Here is a 25,329-nt window from a genome sequence, read left to right on the forward strand (position 1 = left end):
GGAGCCTTACGATTCAGCAATTTTATATTAAATTTGGAGACCGGATACCACTGGACATAAACGCCAATTCCTCTGGGGCTAGCCCCAGAGGAATTGAAACATCAGACAGAGTTTAATTTACAGACCCGCACTTGATGCTTCTGAAGTAAGCGCTTCCAGAGGTAATTATAACTATTGCGTACAATACAATTTCAATAATACATAAGCTATATTAGAAGAATCTTCAAATCATTTAATTTAGCTAAAAAATTGGAAAATATTTTCTCCTTAAGGTACCTATAACACCCAAATCTGGAGTTGAAAATTTAATATTTCAATAAATTATCTATTAAACAGTTATTTATAAGATTACATTTCTCTTAACTTTTAAGTACCAAATAATTGGAAGAAATTGAGTGATAGATCAGCGAAAAGACTCTAAAACTCTGGCTTTTTTCACTAACTTTCTCCCTCAGAAAAACCTTCTATTAGTAAATTATGAAGAGATTCTTCATTTTGGTATTCATTGTGTGGAGTGTTTGCACTTTTGGACAGGACAAACACCCTGAGTCTTTGGGGCTTTTAAAAACTGGTAGTTCTAATCCATTATCCGATTTACAGAAAGGATACAATACATTTTACTTTGAAGCTGTCTCGGAATTAAAAAATAATGAAGATGGTTTTAATGAACTCTTGAGCACCCAGCGCCAGGTTCTTTTACTGTATAATCGCGACAGAGAGAAAGTACAGGATTTTTTAGAAGATTCTCTCAAAATTTCTACTAAACCGCCAGGTTCCTCTAAAGAAAATGAAATTATTGGAATTGAAACAAATCAACTAAATTATATTCCTTTTGTAAGCGATACATTATTCGAGATTGAGGTTTGCAAAGAATTTAATCTAATTTCCGTTGATAGTTTAAAAAGTAAAAAAGAAATTGATTTTTTTCTTGAAGAACTACTTTACAGGAAAGGAGTGGTTCCCGATATTATTTCTTCACCTTTTATCAAAGATATTAAGTATTTAAAAAAAGAATTTTATAAGAAGCCAATATATAAAGCCAGGATTACTTATAATAATGAAGAATTAAACAAAGTTGGTTGGAAAGAATTCCCCCATCTGGAAACTTGTGGTGTTTTTAGGACCAGTGCCTCTACCTTATCACCCCAAAAAAGAGGATTTATGTTCTCTCCTGATATCTATAATTTTACCGATGAAAACAGAAGAATTTCAGGGCCAAAAACATTTCGCGCCATAAAATATGAGATAGAGGAAAAGTTAAGGTATTCCCTGCCCCTGGATGGACAAGTGGCTAATTTAGCCAATAAAGATGATAAAAGCACCGCTACTGATGTCGAGTTTGAAAAAGATATATTTAGAGATAAACGCGTAAGTATTTTTAATGGTACCTCGAGTTATATAGACATTAGGAGTAGACCGGAGGGTAGGCTGGAGGAAATAAGTATTAGCGCCTGGATTAAACCAGATGAGGTAGATGGAAGTTTTAGTTTAATTGGAAAAGGGGAAGCCTTCTCGGCAAAAATTTATGATGGCAGGTTACAATTTACTACTACTGGAATTAAAGATCATACTACCTCAAAAGCTGTAATCAAAAAAGGAGAGTGGAGTCATGTGGCCTTCGTTTATGTGCCCACACAAAAACTCCATGTATATGTAAATGGTAGCTTGATAGAGGAAATTGCTGCCTCGGATATTCGGCAGACCGATCATGCCTTACTCATAGGAACCAATCTCTGGGGTCAATACTATTCAGGGCTAATGAGTGATTTGAAAATATGGGATAGGGCATTAAGTGATGATGAAATCAAAAATGTTTATTTGAAGAAAACGGGTAGCGATCAGCATTCTTTTTTTACCGATAATTGGATGTATTTAACTGGTCTTTTTTTGATTTTAATAATCCCGGCATTCTTTATTTTCCGAAGAAAGCCAACAGCAAAACCAGAAATCCAGCTCCCGGAGGAAAAACCCCTGGCTCCAGTTCAGCAAAGTATCCAACTAAACAGCATTAATTTATTAAATGGGTTTAAGGTGTGGAATAAAAAGGGAGAAGATATTACATCAAAATTACCTCCAAAACGAAGGGAATTATTGATCTTGATTTTACTATTTACTCTGCGCGATGGTGGGATCACTTCAAAAAAGCTAAGCGATATCTTGTGGCCGGGTTTTCCATCTGAAAACAAAAAAAATAATAGAAGTACTCAAATAAAAGAATTGAGAAAAACCCTGGAAAAGCAGCTTGGTGCTGAAATTTTATTTGAAGATAAAAAATGGAAATTTCAATTTTCAGAAATAGGTAAAGTAGACGTTTTTATCTTAAATAATGTACTACCTGATTTTTGGTCATCAGAAAAGAAAATTCATTCTGAGATTCAGGCTATTGAATTTGCCAGAATTGTTTCTAAAGGACCTTTACTTCCCCAGGTAGAGGTAGAATGGTTGGATGCTATTAAAGCCGAATACAATTCCAGGGTATTAGACTTGTTAACTCCGTTCCTGGAAAACGAGGCTTTAGATAATTCGAAAAAGATTGAAATTATTGAAGCTATTCTGGTGGTAGATCCTTTATTTGAACCTGCAGTTAGGAAAAAAGTTTCCTGTTTATTACAACAGGAAAAATATGGTTCCGCAAAGAAAACCGTTGAAAACTATAAAAAACTTTACGAAAGTTATTATAGTGAGACTATTGACCCGGAATTTATGAAATTAGTTAAATAAATCAGAAATTTTCGGGCTTATTACCCCTTTTATTACCCTTAATATTACGTCTTCCCCGGTTAGATTTACGCAGTTAAAAAATTAAATCTATCTAATAACTATGGAGAATAATAGACGTTCTTTTATAAAAAAATTGGGAGTAGCAGGAGCCACTGCTGCCATTATCCCTTCAAGCTTTGCTTCCGAAACGAAACCGGTAAATTTACTTAACCGGCAAACTAAATTTACTGGTAACAAAACCTTAAATATCGCCTTAATAGGTGCCGGGGGAATGGGAGTGGCAGATACTACTACTGCTTTAAGCCATGACAATATTAATTTACTTGCCGTTTGTGATTTATATGATGGTAGATTGGAGGAATCAAAACAGCGCTGGGGAAACAGTTTGTTTGTTACCAAAGACTACAAGGAGATTTTAAAACGTAGTGATATTGACGCAGTTATTATTGGTACTCCAGATTTCTGGCATAAAAAAATGAGTATTGACGCCTTAAATGCAGGTAAACATGTGTACTGTGAGAAACCTATGGTACACAGCGTAGAAGAAGGTAACGATATTATAAAAGCCTGGAAGAAATCAGGTAAAATTTATATGGTAGGTAGCCAGGGAATGTCTTCACTTGGTAATGAAAAGGCTAAAGAATTATTGGCGGCAGGCGCAATAGGAACTTTAAATTATGCCGAAGGTTTCTGGGCTCGTAATTCGGCATTTGGGGCCTGGCAATATCCTATTCCAGATGATGCTTCTATTCAAACCGTAGATTGGGAGAAATATATCTCCATCAGTGAAGATCGGCCTTTCGACCCTTTACGTTTTTTTAGATGGCGTAATTATCTTGACTACGGGACAGGAATGGCGGGTGATTTATTTGTGCATTTATTTTCCAGCCTGCATTTTATCACGAACTCTTATGGACCTAACAAAATTGCAGCCACCGGAGGTTTACGACATTGGGATGATGGACGGGAAGTTCCCGACGTACTTTTAGGAATGTTTGATTATCCTGATACTAAACAACATCCGGCTTTTAACCTTTCCCTGCGTTGTAATTTCGTAGACGGCACCAGTGGTAGTACGTTCTTAAAACTGGTAGGAGATAAAGGATCTATGGATATAGCCTGGGATAGTCTAACCTTAAAACGCAATGCTGGTGGTGAAAGTGATGATCCATTTTTAGCAGAAAAAGCTAAAGAAAAATCTGGAAGACCGGACCGTAAAAAATTGGTTCCGCCATTGGAGACCGTTTACAAAGCGCAAAACGGTTATAAAGGAGCGCATTACGATCATTTTGCTAATTTCTTTACCGCAATTCGTGAGAATGGTTCCGTAGCTGAAGACCCTGTATTCGGATTTCGCGCGGCAGCTCCGGCTTTGCTTTGTAATGAAAGTTATAAAAAGAACGAATTTATAAATTGGGATCCTGAAAATATGAAACTAGGCTAATCCTTAAGTTTATATAACACTTCAATCTAAAATATTTCAGATGAAAAAGATAATAGTATACACACTTTTGGCAGTTTCCACCATTGCTTGTAAAAATTCAGATAAAAAACAGGAAGCAATTGAAACCAATAACCAAAATCAGGAAAATACAGTCCAGACTCAACAAGAAGAGGGAGACTGGCAGTATTTATTTGACGGTAGTAGCCTTGAAGGCTGGCGAGGTTATGGCGAAGAAGAGATGCCACCAGGTTGGGTCATAGAAGATAATGTATTAACCTATAAAACCGATCTCGGAAAAGAAGAAGATTATACCGGAGGCCGGGATATTATCTATGGTGCTGAAGAGTTTGATAATTTTGAACTTTCCCTGGAGTGGAAACTTCCGGAAGGGGGAAATAGCGGGATTTTTTACCACGTAAAAGAGGGCTATGAAAACCCATCAAAAGTAGCTCCTGAATATCAGCTGATTGATGATGAAAATTATGAGAATATTCATGACCTTGTTAGTTACAATAAGAGTCTTGGTCATACTGAAAACCTTTCAGAATTAAAGCCATTAAACAAAACAGCTGCCGATTATGCGATGTACGCACCCGATTCTGAAAAGAAAAAATTGAATCCGGTTGGAGAGTGGAATACGAGTAAGATTGTATATACCCCAGAGAGAGTGGAACATTGGCTTAACGGGGAAATGGTAGTGTCATTCAATCCTAAATCTGAAGACTGGCAAGAGAAAAGAGATTCAGGTAAATGGAAAGGCAGTCCCGATTATGCAAAGTTTAAGTCTGGTTACATCGGTTTGCAGGACCACGCCAGCCCCATCTGGTTTAGAAATATTAAAATTAAAAGATTATAAATTCAATATCCTAAAAATTTGATAAACGGATAATTATTTTAAAAAATATAAAATGAAAAAAATTAGTTTAGTTGCGATCTTATTGAGTATTGCATTTACGGGTTGTCAATCTGGAAAAGATCTTTTTAATGGAAAAGATCTGGAAGGATGGAAAATACATGGTACTGAGAAATGGTATGTAGAAGATGGATTGTTGATCTCAGAGAGCGGTCCCGATAAAGCATATGGATATCTTGCCTCTAAAGAAAATTACAAAGATTTTGAATTGAATTTAGAATTTAAACAAGAAGCTGATGGAAATAGCGGAGTATTTATACGGTCTGAAATTGAAGGTACTAAAATAGCTGGTTGGCAGGTAGAGGTGGCACCACCAAATCTTCATACAGGTGGAATCTATGAATCTTATGGACGCGGATGGTTGATTAAGCCAACCCCAGAAAAAGAAGATGCGCTTAAGTATGGAGAATGGAATAAATTAAAGATAAGAGTTAAAGGCAATCAGGTAACCAGCTGGTTAAATGGCGTGGAAATGGTTGATTTTTCTGATGAAAAAATAGGAGCTGCTACTGGTAAAATAGCCTTGCAAATTCACGATGGGGGAGGGATTAAAGTGTACTGGAGAAATATTAAACTTAAACAAATTTAATTAAGAAGTAATTAAAGATTTCAATTACAGAAATATATAAAGTTAAGTAGTTTTTTCAATAATGTGTTTTAGTTTGAAAGCCGTCTTCAATTTTTGAAAGACGGCTTTTTAATTTTAATATAAACAGTCCCGAAAGATTTTCAGGATTTTTTTATTAGTGATAATCAGATCTTTATCCTTGAGAATATGTGGAAACGAGAGCAAGGCTGCTCGCAGGGATTATTACAAAAATCGTAATACCTCCTGTTTATTTATCTTCGTAAACCTTAATAAATTGCTTATCCAGCTCTTCTGAATCTTTGTATTTTTTACGGGTTTCTTTTAGTTTCTTAACCATCATTTCCCTTACTTCCGCATAATCTGGATCGTAAAATACATTATGCAATTCTTGCGGATCGTTTTTACGGTCGTAAAGTTCCCATTCATTTACATCATAGTAAAAGTGGATGATCTTATAATCTTTAGTAGCAATACCATAATGCCTTTTTACAGCATGCTCGGCAGGATATTCATAATAATGATAGTAAACAGCATCTCTATCCCAGGCCTCTTTTTCTCCCGTTAATAATGGTAATAAACTCTTACCTTGCATCTCATCTGGAGCATTTACACCGGCAGCATCTAAAAAGGTTTGTGCAAAATCCAGGTTTTGCACCATTTGCTCTTCGGTAATACCAGCTTTTATCTTGTTTGGCCATTTTATAAGTAAAGGAGTCCGAAAAGATTCTTCATACATGAATCTTTTATCGAACCAACCGTGCTCTCCCAGGTAAAAGCCCTGGTCTGAGGTATAAACCATAATAGTATTATCAGATAAGTTATTATCATCTAGATAGTCTAATACGCGACCTACGTTTTCATCTACTGAAGCAATAGTTCCCAGGTAATCCTGCATGTAACGTTGGTACTTCCATTTCATTAAATCCTCATCATCCATAGCTGGATATTTCTTTTCAAACTCTTTATTTATTGGATCGTAGACCTTATCCCAGGCAGCTTTTTGCTCTTTATTCATTCTACTGGTAGGATCTCCCAGGTACCGCTCTTTTATTCCCAGTTTTTGGATTGTAGTATCCTTCAATTTATTATCATTAGTTAGAATCATGTGGTCAAGAATGTTCATCTCTGCAGATTGTGCTGCTGTACTTTTACTGTTTTTTCGCCCATCTAAATTGTATGCCTTAGACACATCGGGAGAATTTGATTTAAGATCTTCGGGCTGAATACGAGTATAGTTATCGAATAGGGTTTCTGGTAGTGGGAATTCTTTTTTTGTAAATTCTTTGTAATGTCTTTCTGCTGGTAACCAGGCGCGGTGTGGAGCTTTATGTAAATACATCAATAAGAAAGGTTTTGCTTTATCGCGTTCTTCTTCCAACCAGTTAATGGTGAGATCCGTAATTATATCCGTTACATAACCATCTATTACGGTATCACCGTCCTTGGTTATAAAGCGTGGGTTATAATAACTTCCCTGGCCGGGTAAGATTTTAAATTCATCAAAACCTTTTGGATTGTTTCCAAAGTGTAATTTTCCAAACATTGCAGTCTGGTATCCGGCATCCTGTAAGATTTGCGGAAAAGTTACATTCGTCGTATCAAATTTACTGAGGTTGTCAATTTTCCCATTTAAATGACTGTGCTTTCCGGTTAAAATTACTGCACGCGAAGGCGCACAAATAGAGTTGGTTACCGAAGCATTATTGAAAAGAACACCTCCCTGCGCCAGCCTGTCTATATTTGGAGTATTAATTAGTTTATCGCTATACGCGCTTATGGCCTGATATGCGTGATCGTCAGACATCATAAAGACAATATTAGGACGTTTGTCCTGGCGTAGCTCTTTTTTCTCTGCTTCACTCTTACAAGAAAATAAAGTTGTTGCTAAACCAAGCAAGCAAAATAAAATTCGGTAATTCGGCATAGGTTCTTATTTAGATTTGGAAATTTTTTATTGATCTTCAATTAAAAGAAAATATTTATCAATTCTTTTACTCTGTTATATTCTGCAGCTGAATTATTTGTCCCCTTGTTAATTTTTAGGTTAGAACTTACAGTTTTTCATAAATCCTATCTTAATAGTAAGCTTCAGAAGTACCTCTTTAGGGAGGATTAAGTGCTATAAATAAATTTTTATAAAGATATTATAATTTTAAAAAATTATATAAATAATAAATAATAAGACGAAATTATTTTCAAAACGAAAATAAAAATAGGACTGGTAGAATTAAAATTGAGCTATCACAGCATACCGAAATGGCGGGTAATTGTTTTTTAAATAATGAATCTTACCCTGGTAGGTTTCGGAATATGTGATAATCTTAATTAATAGATAGACTGATTTTTGGAACAGGGTAATTGACCTGGCCAATAGTGTTATAAATTTTGGTAAAAACCGGGAAGAGAAAGTGATTAAATGAATATCGAAAAGAAAATAAAAGCCGAATATCTGGAAAAAAAAGAGGCTGGTTGAATTAACAACCAGCCAGTCTTTGAATTAACACCTATGAAAATTCAAAATAAAACCTATTTCGTGATGGAGTATATTGAATATCCATTCGCCGGAGCTTCAATTATTGCCATTCCGTTTTCATCGGAGGTAGGGGTGTATGTTGTGTTACCACTATAATCTAATAAGGTAACGTTATTCCAATTAGTTTGAACGTTTCTACGCTTGGTAGTACTTTCGGTGCTAATATATAGAATTAATCCGGGGTTTTCAGCATTCCCTTCCCTTTTCATTACATATTCGTTATTATCTACATGAAGTACTTCTACATCACCAAGTGCCAGACTATTATGAATCTCGATTAACTGCTTGATTTCTTCGTTGAAAGCTTCATTTTCGTAATCTGAGTAGAAAATTGTAGGATATCCGTCGTGTGTTAAAATATAGGCATAAGCCTTCATTTTATTTTCTGAAGCGATGCGATTGTCTTCATTTTCGTCTTTTTCGGTGTCGTGATTCGCTACAAAAGTCACAGCTTTGTCGGGATTAACCTTACGAAGTGTATTTCCGTCTAAATAATTTAGGTCGTCAAAACGATCAAAAGCTTCTTCCATTTTATAGAAAGCGGCAAAATCGAAAGCCGAAACTCCGGTGGCATCAACCCAGTCTACCAGAACATCTGCATTTCCATCAAAATTTTCTCCAACGGCAAATCCGCCAACTTCGTTCATCCAATCTTCAATCACCCAGGTTCCAAAACCTTTTACGTAATCAAATCGCCAGCCGTCAAAGCCCATTTCATTTTTGTAATATTTTGCGACAGAATTTTCATTTTTCCAAAACCAGTCCTGTACATAAGGAACATCGTGATCTACATCCTGTTCAGAAAAGAAAAGATCGCCCTCATCACTTTGGCTCACATCGTTTGGGTGAAAATGCTCGTAGTTTCTATTGAACATTCCTGAGGCGTTTCCATATTCTTCGTTGAATAGGGTATAGGTATCCTTTTCGCGATATGGATTGTATTCCAGGCCGCCGCCCGAATTATGGTTTAAAACGATATCTGCAATCACCTCTAAGCCCAGCTCGTGAGATTTAGAGATAAGATTTTCCAGCTCTTCGCGAGTTCCAAAACGTGTAGGAACGGTCCCGTGTTGATCGTATTCTCCAAAATCGAAATAATCTGAAGGATCGTACCCCATAGAGTAACCGCCAGATTGGCCTTTTGTAGCCACGGGAAGCCATATTCTATCTATCCCGGCATCTGCCCAGCCTTCAACTTTATCTGAAAGGTTATTCCACCATTCAAAGCGTGGTTCTACATCCCAGTAAAAAGTTTGCATCATTACTTTTTGCCCGCTGGAATATTGGGAAAGGTCTAAGGCTTCAGGATCATCAGGAATTTCTTCCGGTTCTTCGCCACCGGTAATATCATCTGTTTCATCAACAACTTCGTCATCATCTTTAGAGCAACCTGATATCACTAACAGTAAGCTAAAAAGAAAAGGAAATAAAATTTTAGTTTTTTTCATAATAAATAAGAATTAAAAAGGGCTGTCTGAAAGGTTGCATTTGCGTCAAGCTGAACTGGTTTCAGCTTCTAATATATTTTGATAATCAAAAACTTAGATTCTGAAATTAATTCAGAATGACGATTTAATAACCTTCCAGGCAGCCCTAAAATAAATCCTTTAGTTTAAAGTAAAGGAATAGGTATATTGTCTTGGATTACTAAGATCCATGGTAATTGTATAATCACCTTCTTCAGGAACGCCAATGTTTGCTCCTTGAAACTCTAGAGTTCCATCGGCATCGTTATCACCATATTCGATATCCCACGCATCGTTCGCGCGGAATTTAAATCCGTTATCTGGTGCTTCCTGAGCGGTAAGTGAAAGGTTTAGGCTCCAAGTCATTGTTTCAGGATCATAAGTCATATCTGTATCGGAATCCCATCCAGTTGGAGTAGCATTGCCGATAACCCCAAATTCAACTTTAGTTAAATTATATGTCAAATTTTCAAGATCGACTTCAACAAAATAATAACCTCCTGTACCGTCTGGAGTACCCGCATTTACTTCTCCGTCTTGTAAAAGACTTTCACTAAAATCTCCAGCTTCAGCCCCGCTATCACCATAATCGCCATCAAAATTTTCATTTGTAGGTGTAAATTTAAATTCAGGACTATCGTTATTTATAAAAACAAAACCTTCGTATTTGGTTTCATCTTCAGTAGTTGCCGCTAATGGTGCTCCATCTGCAGGAGTCCAGTCACTTCCATAACCTCCAGCAGCCTGAAAATTACCTACCATATATATTTTAGGCAGCTCTTCTTCACCTTCTTCTTCGGCTTCTGGTAGCTCTACATTAAGGCCAATAGTTTCAGAAAATTCTTCTAAAGCATTTCCTTCACCGTCACCGGCAAAAGCACGTACTTTAAAGTAAACGCTGCCAGTATTTGGCGCTTCGGTTTCAGGATCGTTATCAAGACCTGCATCTTCAGCAAGATCTCTCATTTGGCCAATGCTTACACCAAGATTATTATTATCTGTACTTCCTATTACCATAAAGTCTCCAAAAGCTTCATCTGCAGAGCCCTGAAGCTCATAGGTAATAGTAGTAGGTGCATCAAAATCTACTTCGTTCCAAACAAATCTTTCGGCAAGATTATCTGGATTTCCCGATGGTAACACATAAGTGTTTTGAAATGAATTGCTAAACTGAATTCCTTCCGGGTCTGGTTGCGCAACGAATACAATATCGTCGTCTTGTGTACACGCGCTAAAGCTTAATAGCGCGATAAATGCTAAAAATAAAATTGAAAATTTCTTCATTTTAATTCTTTTATAAAATTAATATCCTGGATTTTGTTCTAAATTGGTGTTAACTCCTAAGTCTGAAGCTGGTATAGGCATTAGGTTTCTGTAACCTTGTGTAGTTGCTCCCTGTGGAACATCTCCTTTCCATGGCCAAATTCCATTTTCAGTAAATTGGTTAAACCTTATAAGATCTGTTCTTCTATGAGCTTCCCAGTATAATTCACGGGCGCGCTCATCTAATATGAAATTTAAGCTTAGATCTGATGCGCCAACCTGGTCGGCATCAACTCGTTCCCTCAATTCGTTTACATAACCTAAAGCAGCCGCCTGGCTACCGCCACCACCTCTAAGGTGTGCTTCAGCATACATTAAATATGCATCTGCAAGTCTAAACATTGGGAAATCGGTATCCGGGAATTCCCCGGTATCATCAGATCCCCATTCGCCATCTACGGTAACATTTTTGAACTTGGTAATTGCAAAGCCATCATTAAAGCTGGAAATTTCATCTATCTCTTTAGTTTGTCCTTCTGTAAAGAAAAGTGCTCTTTCATCTTCAGAATCTGCTCCATTTGGAAACTTATCTACCAGGGCAGCGGTGGTTCTTAAACCGGCCCAGCCACTACTTACTCCAAAGTCTGCAGGATCCATATCGCCACCTACAGCAGCGTGAATAATAAATGCCATCCCGCCATAAGACCTGGTTTGCTGCCCATCAAAAGTAATAGGGAAGATCACTTCAGATTGTGCTCCATTGGAATCATTATCTGCCAGGAATAATTTTTGGTAATCATCTGCTAAACTATAATTTGCGTTAATTACTCTTTCAGAATAATCTAAAGCTTCAGTATAGTGAGCCTCACCGGTATAAACTTCAGCATTTAGATAAAGTTTAGAAAGCAGCATCCAAACTGCAGCCTGATCGGCACGCCCGTATTCATTAGAATTAGCGCTTACAATTTCGCTTTCTATGGCTAAAAGTTCACTTTCTACAAAATCGTATAATTCTGGTCTTTGAATTTGCTGCGGAAGAAAAGCTCCTACAGGGTCTTCTTCTGTTACAAAAGGTACATTACCAAATAAATCTAAAGCGTGATAATAGTGTAAAGCTCTTAAGAACCTTGCTTCAGCACGGTAAATGGCTATATTTTCTCTTTCTTCAGCTGCAATGCCTCTAGATTCTAAAAGTTCTGGAGTGCTTTGTCTTAAAAATTCATTAGTAAGAGAAACCTGGTACAAAATCCTTGAGTACATAGTTCTAATAAACTCGTTTCCTGCCGTCCAGTTTTGGGCGTGCAAGTCCTGGATTGTACCATCGTTCCAGCCAATTACAGCTTCATCTGTAGTAAGTTCCTGCATAGACCAGTATAATCTAAGATACTGAGAGAAACCTTCGTCAAGACCAATAAGGTCTGGATCTCCGGCAGGACCTTCCTGGCCACTAACCGCAAGACCGGCATAAAGTTTAGCCAAGAACTGTTTGTAAGATGCTGGATCTTCAAAAGTAGTTTCGGCCGTGAGCCTGTTATCTTCAGGCTGCAAATCTAAATCGTCTTCACAAGACCAGAAGAAACCGGCACTTATAAATAAGATTAAGAATGGTTTTAGTGTTTTTAACATAACTAATTTATTATATATTTTTTCTTAAAATGAAAGATTTAAACCAAGTACAATGGTGGTAGATCTTGGATAAAAATTATTGTCTATACCGTTAGCAATTTCTGGATCTAAACCTTCATAATCGGTTATGGTCCATACATTGGTTGCGGTTAGTGAAGTTCTAATATCAAGGTCTTCTCCCGGGAATAAATATCCTACAGAAATGTTGTCTAGCTTCACAAAATCAGCCTTTTGAATATAATAGTCTGAAAAGAACTGGTTATTGTTAAAGTTGCTTTCTAATACATTGCTGTTAAAGTTGGAATAGTAAGGCTGTGGGGTAACTGTACCAGCGCCTACAAATCCGTTACTTGACTGAGTGTTGTTGTACATGTAATTTCCGAAGTTACCTCTAAAGGTAAAGCTGAAATCAAGGTTTTTATACCTCATAGTATTTGTTAATCCCATAAAGTAATCTGGTGTGGCTTTTTTATAAGCAACCCTGTCTTCTTCAGTAATTTCGTTATCCCCGTTCACATCTACATAAGCACCTTCTATTGGTTGCCCATTTTCATTATAAACCTGGCGGAAAACATTAAAGGTAGTAGGGTCAAAGCCTTCTTTCCATAGCTGGATGTTGTTACCAACACCACCACTTATTTCTCCCTGTGGAATTTGGAAATTCGGGTTATCACCCAGGGTTAAATTGGTGATTTCTAAATCCTGGAAGGTTAAATTGTAATTTACATCCCAGTTGAAATCTTCCTGCTGAATAATAGCACCGTTAATTCCAAATTCAAGTCCTTTACTCACCGTATTACCTACATTGGTAACTAAAAGGTCGGTAAGGTTAGCACCTGCCGGTACCGGTACTGTTGCTAAAAGATCTTCAGTTTCACGGTAATAAGCTTCTATGGTACCAGAGATCCTGTTATTAAAGAAACTATAATCTATACCAACATTATAAGTTTTTAATTCCTCCCATTTAAGTTCAGAATCGTAAGCTTCAGGACGTAAAGTATTGTAGAACTGGTTACCAAACTGGTATCGCGCTCCACCTACACTTGGGTTATAAGTTCCGAAGTAACCATAATTAGGTCCAATTTCCTGGTTACCGGTTACCCCGTATCCTGCTCGAAGTTTTAATTGGTTCAATACATTAGAATCTGCAAGGAAGTTTTCGTTATGTAATTTCCAACCTACAGATAATGCAGGGAAAATACTCCATTTATTGTCTCCTCCAAATCTTGAAGAACCATCTCTACGCACGCTACCAGAAACCAAATATTTATTGGCAATATCAAAACTGGCACGACCAAAGTAAGATTCCAATGCATTTCGATTAATATCTCTTGGGAAATCCTGAATATCGTTAGAAACTGTTTCAGTTCTTTGGCTGGTAATAAAGAATTCCTGGTAAGAATGTCCTGCAGTTAAATCAATTTCAGTATCTAGGAAATCTATATCATTTTTATAATTGAAATAGAAATCCAGAAGTGTATTTCTATTGAAACCACCATAATCTTCAAAATAAGGAATATCCTGGTTGTTTGCTGCAGAAGTTAATGGTCTTCTATTATAACCATCATTCTCTGAATAATCAAAACCGGCATTTACATTAAATTTCAATTCTGGAAGGAAATGGAATTTATATTCTGCATTCAGGTTGGTGATATTTCTTTTAGTAACTCCACGGCCATCTAATTGCTCTAAAAGTGCTAATGGGTTACGTGTAGCCTGGATTTGTTGTTGTTGAGGTGAAAGTGTGTGCTCATAATATCCATCAAAGTAACTTCCCTCATTATAAACCGGTTGGGTAGGGTCAAAGCCTACGGCTGAGCCAATAGCACCCTGGTCTGCAAAACGGTTTTCATCTACAATTCCTTTAGAAGTTAAGGATAATTTTAGGTGATTATCAAACAAATCCTGGTTAAGCGCAATATTAAGCGCGTTTCTTTCATAAACATCGGTTTTTAAAACTCCTGTTTGTGAAGTGTGGTTGTAATTTATACGGTAGGTGAAATTTTCAAATCCCTGTGTTGCCGTAAAGTTGTGAATAGCTCCTACAGCAGTTTGGTAAATTTGATCCTGCCAATCGGTATTAGCATCTCCCAATAAAGAAGGGTCTGTTCCCGGGGTTTCGTTTATTAAAGTACGAAATTGATCGGCATTCAATACATCTACCTTATCTATAATTCTCCCGGCAGATACTTTAAGATCGTAAGATAAAGCCAACGGAGATTCTTTTTTACCAGTTTTGGTGGTGATTAAAATTACCCCGTTAGAAGCCCTGGAACCATAAATAGAGGTTGCAGCAGCATCTTTTAAAATTACAAAATCTTCAATTTCGTTTGGGTTAATAGAGTTTAACTGGTTTCTAACACCCTGAACTCCTCTTTGGTCTAATGGCACACCATCTACTACAATAAGTGGAGAGTTGTTACCCGATAGGGAAGAACCACCACGAATTCTAATTTCAGAACCACCGCCTGGTTCCCCGCTTCCGGGAGTAATTCTAACCCCGGCCGATTTACCTGAAATTAACTGTTCTGGTGAAACTACTGCTCCCTGGTTAAAGCTTTCAGCAGAAATCTTTTCTACAGATCCTGTTGCATCCTGTTCAGAGGTGCTACCGTAACCAATAAGAACTACCTCTTCTAAAGTAGCCTGATCTTCGTCTAACTGAACATCTAAAGTTGCCTGCCCTTCATAAGGAATTTCCTGACTGGCAAAACCAAGAAAAGAAAAGACAAGAATATCGTCTTCACTTACGTTTTGAATGGTATAATTACCATCAAAATCTGTGACTGCACCATTAGTTGTTCCTTTTACAATAACGTTTGCGCCGGGAATTGGAAGGCCGGTTGCGCTTTCGCTAACAACGCCACTCACAGTCTCCTGCGCAAAAAAGCTCATTGGTAGCATTAAGAGCAACATCAACGTGCTTTTAAATAGTGTTTTCATAAATTATTTTATTGATTTTTACTAAAAATTATGCTTATATTTTTACTTCCTGAGGTTAAAAGTATGTAAACAGAATGTAAAGAAATAGGCATTTCCTTACCAGTATTTTGCGCAAACGTTTGAGTGTTGAAAACTTTTGATTTTTGCGGGTATAGCGTAATTTTTATGGTATTTTTACGACATCTTAAAAATTATCCCTGAGTTATTTTTAAATAATAGATTTTTATGAAGCCAAAATTGACCCTAAAACAAATTGCAAGAGAATTAGACGTATCAATTTCTACTGTTTCAAAAGCTCTAAGAGACAGTTCAGAAATTGGGGAAGAAACCCGTAAAAAAATTAAGGCTTTTGCAAAATTATATAACTACCGGCCTAATAATATCGCACTCAGTCTTAAAAACCGAAAAACAAAAACTATAGGAATTATTATTCCTGAAATTGTTCATTATTTCTTTACTACAGTAATTAGTGGGGTAGAACAGGTTGCCAACGAAATGGGGTACAATGTAATTGTGTGTCTTTCTAACAATTCTTTTGATAAAGAAGTACTAAACCTTGAAATGCTGGCCAATGGCAGTACAGATGGTTTTATCCTTTCTTTGGCAAAAGAAACTATGCAAAAGGAAGATTACCATCACCTTACCGAAGTTACCAACCAGGGAATGCCCGTGGTTTTATTTGATAGGGTAGTAGATGAAATTCATTGCGATAAAGTGATTATTGATGATGTTATTGGTGCTAAAAAAGCAGTACAATATTTACTCGAAAAGGGAGCAAAGAAAATCGGGCTTGTTTCTACGGTAGATTATGTGAGCGTAGGGAAATTAAGAACCCGTGGTTATCTTGAGGTTTTAAGAGAAAATAATGTAGAAATTGATGAAAGCCTTATCCTTAAAATAGAGGATATGGATAATAGCGAAACTGAAATCAAGGACTTTATTGATAAAAATGAAGTCGATGCAGTTTTCGCAGTGAACGAGCATTTTGCCATTTACGCGATAAAAGCCATTCAGGAAAAAGGTTTAAAAGTTCCAGAAGATGTCTCTGTAATTGGTTTTACAGATGGGGAGCTTTCAAAAAGATTTATTCCCAGCCTTACCACTGTAAGTCAACACGGCGAACGTATGGGAGCTGAAGCTGCCAGGCTTTTAATAGATAAACTGGAAAGAAAACCAGAGGAAGAGGAATCTTATAGAACAGTAATTGTAGAAACCAATTTGATAGAAAGAAATTCTACCAAATTGTAAACAACTTCTAATCCAGCCAACGGCCGTGTGTGCTATTTTTTTTCAATTTTAAATACTCCCTGGAGTATTTAATTCTCGATTCTTGAGTAATTTTCGATTACCATCTTTAAAATTTTATATATATTTACCCCAGCTTAGTTAATTTATCAGAACTTATATTTTTACTTCCTACCTAAAATAAGTTTTGATAAGCCTTATGCTTATCGTAAACGTTAATTGTACGATATGCAAAAACGTAGATTAAGTTTCTGGGAGATCTGGAACATGAGTTTTGGTTTTCTTGGAATCCAGATGGGGTTTGCACTCCAAAATGCCAACGCAAGTAGAATTTTACAAATCTTTGGTGCCGATATTCACGAACTTTCGTGGTTTTGGTTGGTTGCGCCGGTTACCGGTTTAATCGTTCAGCCTATTATAGGCTACTATAGCGATAGAACCTGGACCAGCCTTGGCCGTAGGCGACCATTCTTTCTAACTGGAGCAATTTTAGCGGCAATAGGCCTTATTTTAATGCCTAATGCCGATTGGTTTATAGCTATTTTGCCTTCTCTTTGGGTAGGTGCCGGGATGCTCTTTATTATGGATGCTTCGTTTAATGTAGCAATGGAACCCTTTCGCGCTCTGGTGGCCGATAAATTACCATCAGATCAAAGAACCCTAGGCTTTAGTGTACAAACCGTTTTAATAGGAATTGGGGCCGTAATTGGTTCCTGGTTACCTTACGTATTGACCAACTGGTTTGATATTAGCAATAGAGCGGTAGTAGGCGAAGTTCCACTAAACCTGCTGCTTTCTTTTGTAATTGGAGCTGCCATTTTAGTTGGAAGTATTCTGGTAACGGTAATTACTACCAAAGAATATTCTCCCGAGGAACTGGAAAAAATGGATGACCACATTGAAGAACCGGTTGATGAAAATGAGAAATCCAGTTTGCTGGATATCTTTTCAGATTTTGCAAAAATGCCTCATACTATGCGGCAGCTTAGCTGGGTACAATTCTTTTCATGGTTTGGTCTTTTTGGAATGTGGGTTTTCTCAACTCCCGCAATTGCCCATCATATTTACGGATTACCACTTTCAGATAGTAACAGTGAAACCTATCAGGATGCCGGCGACTGGGTTGGTGTGCTGTTCGGGGTTTACAATGCTGTTTCAGCGGTTTTTGCATTTTTTCTTCCGGCTATTGCTTTAAAAATTGGAAGAAAAAGCACGCATATTATGTCGCTATTTATTGGCGCACTGGGAATGCTGTCCATTTATATAATGCCGAATGAATATTGGCTATTGCTTTCTATGTTCGCTATTGGTATTGGCTGGGCCAGTATTCTGGCAATGCCCTACGCAATTCTTGCCGGATCAATTCCACCGAAAAAAATGGGAGTTTATATGGGGATCTTCAACTTTTTTATTGTGATCCCACAAATTGTAAATGCACTTATTGGAGGATTAATGGTGAAATATCTTTACGACGGAAACCCGATCTACGCCTTAGTTACCAGCGGAATTGCTTTTCTAATCGCCGCTATACTTACTTTTAGAATAGACGATGTGGACGAACCCGTTAAAGCATAACAATATCAGTTCGGGTAGATTTGATGAAACATAATGAAATCAAAACGTATCGAGAACTGTGTCGAGAAAGAAATGCTGAAATGATAATTAAAAGAGATAATTTAAGATAATGAAGACAACAAAAGGAGTAATATTCGATTTAGACGGCGTAATTGTAGATACCGCAAAATTTCATTTTTTGGCCTGGAGAAAACTGGCTAACGATTTGGGTTTCGATTTTACCAAAGCCCAAAACGAACAACTTAAAGGTGTTAGCAGGGTAGAATCTCTTAAAAAAATACTGGAATGGGGAGAATTGGAACTTTCTAAAACAGAATTTAAACGCCAAATGGCGCTTAAAAACGAAAATTATCTCTCTTATGTTGCTAAAATGGACGATGACGAAATTCTTCCGGGAGTTCAAAAGGTGATAGATTATTTAATTGAAAATAATATTCCTTTCGCTTTGGGTTCCGCAAGTAAAAACGCACGTAATATCTTAAAAAAGATCAATTTGCTGGAAAAATTTGATGCCATTGTTGATGGCAATGATGTTAGCAAAGCAAAGCCCGATCCTGAGGTATTTCTTATCGCTGCAGAAAAGATAAATATTAATCCAGAAAACAGTATCGTTTTTGAAGATTCTGTAGCCGGAGTACAGGCTGCAAATAATGCAAATATGATGAGCATTGGAATTGGCGAAAAAGAAATATTGGGTGAAGCCGATTATGTATTCAACGATTTCACCGAAATAGATATAGATTTTATAAAGGAATTACTCAGTAATTGAGATAATTTCTTTCAATAATACAACTTAAACCTATGGGTTTGTCCCGGGTTTATCAATTAGAAATTAGACAGAAATAAAGCAATGAACCAAGATTATATACAACCTAACGAGTGGTCCATTCTGGAAGAAGGATTTGATGTAGAACGCGTAAAATCGTCTGAAAGCCTTTTTAGTATAGGTAACGGCGTTATGGGGCAGCGAGCCAATTTTGAAGAAAACTATTCAGGGCCCAGTTTCCAGGGAAGCTACATTGGTGGGGTTTACTATCCTGATAAAACCAAAGTTGGCTGGTGGAAAAACGGCTATCCAGAATATTTTGCAAAAGTACTTAACGCACCCAACTGGATTGGGGTAAACGTGTTTATAAACGATGAGGCCTTAGACCTTTTTACCTGTAAAAAAGTTGAAGATTTTAAGCGTGAACTTAATATGAAAGAAGGTTTTCACCGCCGCAGTTTTATAGCTACGCTTCCAAACGAAATCGAAATTTCGGTAAAAGCCACCCGTTTTCTTTCTATTGTTGAAGATGAACTTGGCGCGATAGATTTTGAAATTGAAGTTTTGAACAGCGATGCTGAGGTTCGTTTTGAGCCGTATCTAGATGGCGGAATCACGAATACCGATGCCAACTGGGAAGAACGTTTTTGGAAGACTTTAGAAGTGAAATCTGAAGGCAACAAAGGTTTTGTGCTTTCTAAAACTTTAAAAACTGAGTTCCACGTAAACACCTATATGCAATCTGAAGTTTTGCTGAATGCTGAAAAACAAGATGTCGATTTTACTGAAACCAAAACTGCAGATTCACTCACTTTTTCCTATTCAGTTAAAGCTGAAAAAGGACAAAAAGTAAGTCTTAGAAAATATGCCGGCTACGTAACCGATATGAACCATAAGCGTTCAGATCTCGTGGAAGCGGCTAGTAAAGTATTAGATTATGCCACTAAAGCCGGATTTTCCAAATTGCTTCAGGATCAAAAAGAAGCCTGGGAGAAAATTTGGGAAATGGCAGATATCACTATTGAAGGTGATGTAAAAGCCCAACAGGGAATTCGCTTTAATATTTTTCAGCTCAATCAAACTTATTTAGGAAAAGACGAGCGTCTAAATATTGGTCCAAAAGGCTTTACCGGCGAGAAATACGGCGGAAGTACTTATTGGGATACCGAAGCCTATTGTATTCCTTTTTATATGGCAACCAAAGATCAGCAGGTAGCCAGGAATTTATTGACCTATCGTTATAATCATTTAGACAAAGCCATAGAGAATGCCGAAAAACTTGGTTTTACCAATGGCGCGGCGCTTTATCCAATGGTTACGATGAATGGCGAAGAAAGCCATAATGAATGGGAAATTACTTTCGAGGAAATTCATAGAAATGGCGCGATGGTTTATGCCATTTATAATTATGTACGCTACACGGGCGATTTCGATTATATTCCGGAAAAAGGCCTGGAAGTAATGATCGCGATTGCAAGATTCTGGCAGCAAAGAGTCAATTTCAGCGAACACAGAAATAAATATGTAATGCTGGGTGTAACCGGGCCAAACGAGTACGAAAATAACGTGCACAATAACTGGTACACTAATTATTTGGCAAAATGGTGTATTGAATATTGCCTGGAAACTATAGAAAAAGTTAAGGATGCTTATGCCGAAGATTATAAGCGTGTAATGGGTAAAACCAGGCTTAACGAAGGCGAAATGGCGAAATGGAGGGAAGTTGCTGAAAATATGTATTTCCCATATTCTGAAAAGCACGAAGTTTTCCTTCAGCAGGACGGATTTTTAGATAAAGAGATCGTTCTAATAGCCGATTTGGACAAATCTCAACGTCCTATTAACCAAAAATGGAGTTGGGACAGGATTTTACGTTCCTGCTATATTAAACAAGCTGATGTTTTGCAAGGCTTCTACTTTTTTGAAGATCATTTTAGCAAAAAAGAACTTGAAAAACATTTTGACTATTACGAACCTATCACCGTTCACGAATCCTCGCTTTCTCCTTGCGTGCATAGCATTCAGGCTGCACTTCTGGGAAGAACAAAGCAGGCTTACGAGTTCTATTTAAGAACTTCAAGGCTGGATTTAGATGATTATAATAAAGAAGTAGAGCAGGGGTGTCATATTACAAGTATGGCCGGAACCTGGATGAGTATTGTAGAAGGTTTTGGAGGAATGCGGGTGAAAGAAGATCAACTTTCTTTTAATCCTACAATTCCGGAAGACTGGAAAACTTATTCTTTTAAAGTGAATTTTAGAGACCAGATCTTAAAAGTGAAAGTATCTGCAGATAAAACGGTTTTCTTCCTGGAAGGCGACAACGCCATTGAAATTAATGTAAATGGAGAAACTGTGGAAGTACAGCCAAACCAGGAATTAGCGGTTTAATTTATTGTGATATAAAATACCTGCAAGGTTTTCAAAACCTTGTAGGTCTAAGTAGAGACAATTTTTCTACACAATAATTTTATCCGTCATTCTGAACTCGTTTCAGAATCTAAGTTGTTGGTAATGTTCGACATCAATAGAATCCCGATAAAAATCGGGATCGCAATGACGATAGATTGAAAATTCAATTATTTAAAACAAAAAATCATGAAAAAAATACTAATCACTTTAATTCTCCTCACTGGTTTAACCGGGTTTGCGCAAATAGAGCGCGTAGAGCCGCCAAACTGGTGGACGGGTTTTGAAGAAACCGAACTCCAGTTAATGGTTTACGGTGAAAATATAGGAAATGCTACTCCGAATATCGATTATCCGGGCGTTAGCATTGAAAATGTTGAAAAAGCTGATAGCCCTAATTACCTGTTTGTCGATTTGGAAATCGGAAACGCAGAAGCCGGAACTTTTGATATTACTTTTAAACTGGAAAACGGCTCAGAAGAAGTATATGAATATGAATTGAAAAGTCGGGAAAAGCCTGCATCAGAATATGTTGGTTTTGATAATACCGATGCGATTTATTTAATCACCCCAGACCGATTTGCAAATGGAGATAAATCTAATGACAGCTTTGATTCTCTAAACGAAAAAAACAAGAACCGCGAAGATGATTATGGTCGCCACGGTGGTGATATCCGCGGAATCATCAATCATTTAGATTATATAGATGAAATGGGTTTTACCGCTATTTGGCCTTCGCCTTTAGTGATTAACGATATGAAATCGGGTTCTTATCACGGGTACGCAATGACTGATTTTTATAATGTAGATCCGCGGTTTGGAACTTTAGAAGAATATAGAGAATTAGCCGATAAAGCTGCCGATCGTGGAATAAAACTGGTTATGGACCAGGTGGCTAATCACGCCGGCGTTGAGCATTGGTGGATGGACGATCTGCCTTTTGACAATTGGATCAACTTCCAGGAGAAATTTGAAAATGAGGAAGAATTGGTGTATTCCAACCACCGTAGAACGACTAACCAGGATTTATACGCTTCAGAAACCGATAAAAAAGGAATGACTGAAGGTTGGTTTGTAGAAACCATGCCAGATCTAAACCAGGAAAATCCGTTTATGGCCAAATATCTTATTCAGAATAGTATTTGGTGGATTGAAACTCTTGGTTTAGGCGGAATTCGCCAGGATACTTATCCTTATCCCGATAAAGCATTTATGAGTGATTGGGCGGGTGCGATTATGGCCGAATATCCAAATTTCAATATTGTAGGCGAGGAGTGGAGTTTAAATCCGTTACTTATTCGTTACTGGCAGGATGGGGTGGATAACGGTTATGATTCTAACCTAAAATCTACTATGGATTTCGCGATGCAGGAAAAAATTGTAACCGGCTTAAAAGCTGAAGAAACCTGGGGCACCGGGCTCGTAGAAATTTACGAGGGTTTAGCTAACGATTTCGCGTATGCCGATCCTGAAAACATTATGATTTTCCCTGATAATCACGATAAAAGCCGAATCTACACCCAACTTGGAGAAGACGTAGCCAAAACCAAAATGACGGTAGCTTATATGGCCGTTTTACCAAGAATCTTCCAAATGTACTACGGAACTGAAATTTTAATGGACGATACCGAAAATCCAGGCGATCACGGTTTAATTAGAACCGAGTTCCCAGGTGGTTGGAACGATAGTGAAGTGAATGCTTTTACCGGTGAAGAACTTTCAGAAGAAAAAGCTGATATGCAGGAATTCGTTAAAAAAGTGATGAATTACCGTAAAAACAGCGAAGCAATTCATTCAGGAGAAACCAAACATTTCGCTCCGGAAGACAGTACTTATTTAATCACCAGAAAAGCTGGAGATGAGGTATTGGTACTTATTCTAAATAAGAATGAAGAAGCAATTACTCTGGATCTGGAACGTTTCAGCGAATTGAATTTAGAAGGAAAAACCTTTAAAAATCTTATTTCAGAAGAAACATTTCAGTGGGAAGACTCATTGGAATTATCTGAAGAAGGAGTTTATTTCTTTACTACAAAAATGGAGTAGTGAATTTCCTACGAGGTTTTCAAAACCTAGAATGTATACAAAAAAGGAAAACCTACAAGGTTTTAGAAACCTTGCAGGAGGAAAAATATAGGGCACGTCAAGCTGTCCCGAAGCATCGGGATTGTTTCAGCTTCTAGTATGATATTATATTCGAACATATTAGATCCTGAAATAAATTCAGGATGACGTTATAAAAAAAACAGAACATAAATCAAATATCATCTAAATAAATAATAATGAAAAAAACTTTAATAATGCTGCTGGCTTTAACGGCCTTATTTTCCTGTAAGGAAAATGAAAAACAAGAGCAGCCAGAACAAAAAGAAAAAGAACAGGCAATCGCACCGGTTTCTAATGACGCTTTAGAGTCGGCGGTGATTTACGAAGCAAATATTCGCCAATATTCACCCGAGGGAACCTTTAATGCCTTTACAGAAGATATTCCGCAGTTAAAAGAATTGGGTGTAAAAGTAATTTGGTTGATGCCTGTCTATCCTATTTCTATGAAAAATAGAAAGGCAACCGGTGATCTTTCAGTAGAAGATATTGAGGATCCTGAAGAAAGAGAGAAGTACCTTGGTAGTTATTATGCGATTTCAGATTATACCGATGTAAACCCTGAATTCGGGAGCTTTGAAGATTTTGAAAAATTGGTTGAAACCGCTCACGAAAACGATATGTATGTGATCCTGGATTGGGTGGCTAACCACACCGGGTGGGATCATAAATGGATAGAGGAAAAACCTGAATTTTACCATAAAAATGATAAAGGTGAAGTTACTGATCCTATAAATCCTGCAACAGGGGAATCCTGGGGCTGGACAGATGTGGCTCATTTAAATTTTGAAAACGAAGAACTTCACAAAGCTATGGGCGAAGAAATGAAGTTTTGGGTAGAAGAATATAATATTGATGGTTTTAGAGCCGATGTTGCGGGGGAAGTACCAACCGAATTCTGGGAAAACATTGTTCCGCAATTAAAAGAAATAAAACCGGTTTTTATGTTAGCCGAGTCAGAAGACAAAGATCTTTTTGAAAATGCTTTTGATATGGGTTACAACTGGGAAGGTCACCATATTATGAATGAAATAGCGCAGGGTAAGAAAACTGCCAAAGACTGGGATTCTTATATGCAGAAGATAGATTCCACTTACCAGGAAGATGATTATTTGATGAATTTTGTTACCAACCACGATGAGAATTCCTGGAACGGTACGGTAAAGGAAAGAATGGGAGATGCTTCAGAAACTATGATGGCCCTTACTTATACTTTACCTGGAATGCCATTAATTTACAGTGGGCAGGAATATGATATGGATAAAAGACTTTTATTTTTTGAAAAAGATACTATTCCGAAGAAAAAAGGGAAAGTATGGCCCTTATTGCAAAAACTCGGTGAGTTAAAAAATGAAAACAAAGCCCTGCACGGCGCAAAAGAAGCCGCTTCTTATGAAAATATAGAAACTTCAGATGAAGAAAATATTCTAGCTTTTAAAAGGCAAAAAGATGGGGCCAGGTTATTTTATATTGCCAATATGAGCGATGAAAATACCAGTTTCAGCATTCAATTAAACGGAAGTTTTGAAGATTATTTATCTGGAGAAAGCTTAGAGATTTCAGAAGATAAAAATATAGATTTGGAACCCTGGCAGTACTTTATCTTAATAAATAAGTAATAAATTTACTAAAAAACTAAAAACAGCCCTCTCGAAAGGGCTGTTTTTGTTAGTTATTAACCGAAAACGTTTTAGTTTTTTAGGAAATTAGGTTATATTGTAGAATTAAAATAG

15 protein-coding genes are annotated in these 25,329 nt (G+C 37.1%); 10 read left to right on the top strand and 5 right to left on the bottom strand.

The genetic code is table 11. The annotated features are described in order from the left end of the window. Window positions 1-477 precede the first annotated feature (477 nt). From J0871_RS09665 to J0871_RS09680, 4 genes are all read left to right on the top strand, one after another. Window positions 478-2,721 carry a LamG-like jellyroll fold domain-containing protein gene (locus tag J0871_RS09665; RefSeq protein WP_208225034.1) on the top strand — a complete coding sequence of 748 codons (2,244 nt, stop codon included), beginning with the start codon at window positions 478-480 and terminating at the stop codon, window positions 2,719-2,721. Between the two features lie 100 nt (window positions 2,722-2,821). Further along, window positions 2,822-4,165 (top strand): Gfo/Idh/MocA family oxidoreductase, encoded by a 1,344-nt coding sequence (locus J0871_RS09670; RefSeq protein WP_208225035.1) that lies wholly within the window; start codon window positions 2,822-2,824, stop codon window positions 4,163-4,165. 40 nt (window positions 4,166-4,205) lie between these two features. Then, complete coding sequence (locus J0871_RS09675; protein WP_208225036.1) at window positions 4,206-5,021, top strand: DUF1080 domain-containing protein; 816 nt, start codon at window positions 4,206-4,208, stop codon at window positions 5,019-5,021. 52 nt (window positions 5,022-5,073) lie between these two features. Continuing rightward, complete coding sequence (locus tag J0871_RS09680; RefSeq protein ID WP_208225037.1) at window positions 5,074-5,667, top strand: DUF1080 domain-containing protein; 594 nt, start codon at window positions 5,074-5,076, stop codon at window positions 5,665-5,667. Between the two features lie 247 nt (window positions 5,668-5,914). Here J0871_RS09680 and J0871_RS09685 read toward each other — a convergent pair whose 3' ends face one another. The 5 genes from J0871_RS09685 to J0871_RS09705 all read right to left on the bottom strand — a co-directional run bounded on the left by J0871_RS09685 (window position 5,915) and on the right by J0871_RS09705 (window position 15,498). After that, a complete protein-coding gene (locus tag J0871_RS09685) occupies window positions 5,915-7,591 on the bottom strand; it encodes a sulfatase (RefSeq protein WP_208225038.1) in 1,677 nt (558 codons plus the stop codon). A 602-nt stretch (window positions 7,592-8,193) separates the two neighbouring features. Further along, the gene (locus tag J0871_RS09690; RefSeq protein WP_208225039.1) at window positions 8,194-9,648 is read right to left on the bottom strand and encodes an alpha-amylase; all 1,455 of its coding nucleotides are present in this window, start codon (window positions 9,646-9,648) and stop codon (window positions 8,194-8,196) included. 159 nt (window positions 9,649-9,807) lie between these two features. After that, complete coding sequence (locus J0871_RS09695) at window positions 9,808-10,950, bottom strand: SusE domain-containing protein (RefSeq protein ID WP_208225040.1); 1,143 nt, start codon at window positions 10,948-10,950, stop codon at window positions 9,808-9,810. Window positions 10,951-10,968: 18 nt separating this feature from the next. Next, window positions 10,969-12,555, bottom strand: coding sequence for a RagB/SusD family nutrient uptake outer membrane protein (locus tag J0871_RS09700; protein ID WP_208225041.1), 1,587 nt, complete (start codon window positions 12,553-12,555; stop codon window positions 10,969-10,971). Window positions 12,556-12,579: 24 nt separating this feature from the next. Then, window positions 12,580-15,498: a SusC/RagA family TonB-linked outer membrane protein gene (locus J0871_RS09705; protein WP_208225042.1), complete on the bottom strand. Its 2,919-nt coding sequence runs from the start codon at window positions 15,496-15,498 to the stop codon at window positions 12,580-12,582. A gap of 225 nt (window positions 15,499-15,723) precedes the next feature. Between J0871_RS09705 and J0871_RS09710 the strand changes: the two genes are divergently transcribed. The 6 genes from J0871_RS09710 to J0871_RS09735 all read left to right on the top strand — a co-directional run bounded on the left by J0871_RS09710 (window position 15,724) and on the right by J0871_RS09735 (window position 25,215). Continuing rightward, window positions 15,724-16,746, top strand: a complete 1,023-nt coding sequence (locus J0871_RS09710; protein ID WP_208225043.1) for a LacI family DNA-binding transcriptional regulator — start codon at window positions 15,724-15,726, stop codon at window positions 16,744-16,746. Window positions 16,747-16,971: 225 nt separating this feature from the next. After that, window positions 16,972-18,318 (top strand): MFS transporter, encoded by a 1,347-nt coding sequence (locus J0871_RS09715; protein ID WP_208225044.1) that lies wholly within the window; start codon window positions 16,972-16,974, stop codon window positions 18,316-18,318. Between the two features lie 109 nt (window positions 18,319-18,427). Further along, window positions 18,428-19,087 (top strand): beta-phosphoglucomutase, encoded by a 660-nt coding sequence (gene pgmB / locus J0871_RS09720; protein WP_208225045.1) that lies wholly within the window; start codon window positions 18,428-18,430, stop codon window positions 19,085-19,087. A gap of 81 nt (window positions 19,088-19,168) precedes the next feature. Then, complete coding sequence (locus tag J0871_RS09725; RefSeq protein ID WP_208225046.1) at window positions 19,169-21,475, top strand: glycoside hydrolase family 65 protein; 2,307 nt, start codon at window positions 19,169-19,171, stop codon at window positions 21,473-21,475. 207 nt (window positions 21,476-21,682) lie between these two features. Next, complete coding sequence (locus J0871_RS09730; RefSeq protein ID WP_208225047.1) at window positions 21,683-23,539, top strand: glycoside hydrolase family 13 protein; 1,857 nt, start codon at window positions 21,683-21,685, stop codon at window positions 23,537-23,539. Between the two features lie 236 nt (window positions 23,540-23,775). Next, on the top strand, window positions 23,776-25,215 hold the full coding sequence (locus tag J0871_RS09735) for an alpha-amylase family glycosyl hydrolase (protein WP_208225048.1): 1,440 nt from the start codon (window positions 23,776-23,778) through the stop codon (window positions 25,213-25,215). The last annotated feature ends 114 nt before the right edge of the window (window positions 25,216-25,329 follow it).

Origin of the sequence: Salegentibacter sp. BDJ18 (assembly GCF_017579965.1) — a bacterium.
GTDB lineage: Bacteria > Bacteroidota > Bacteroidia > Flavobacteriales > Flavobacteriaceae > Salegentibacter.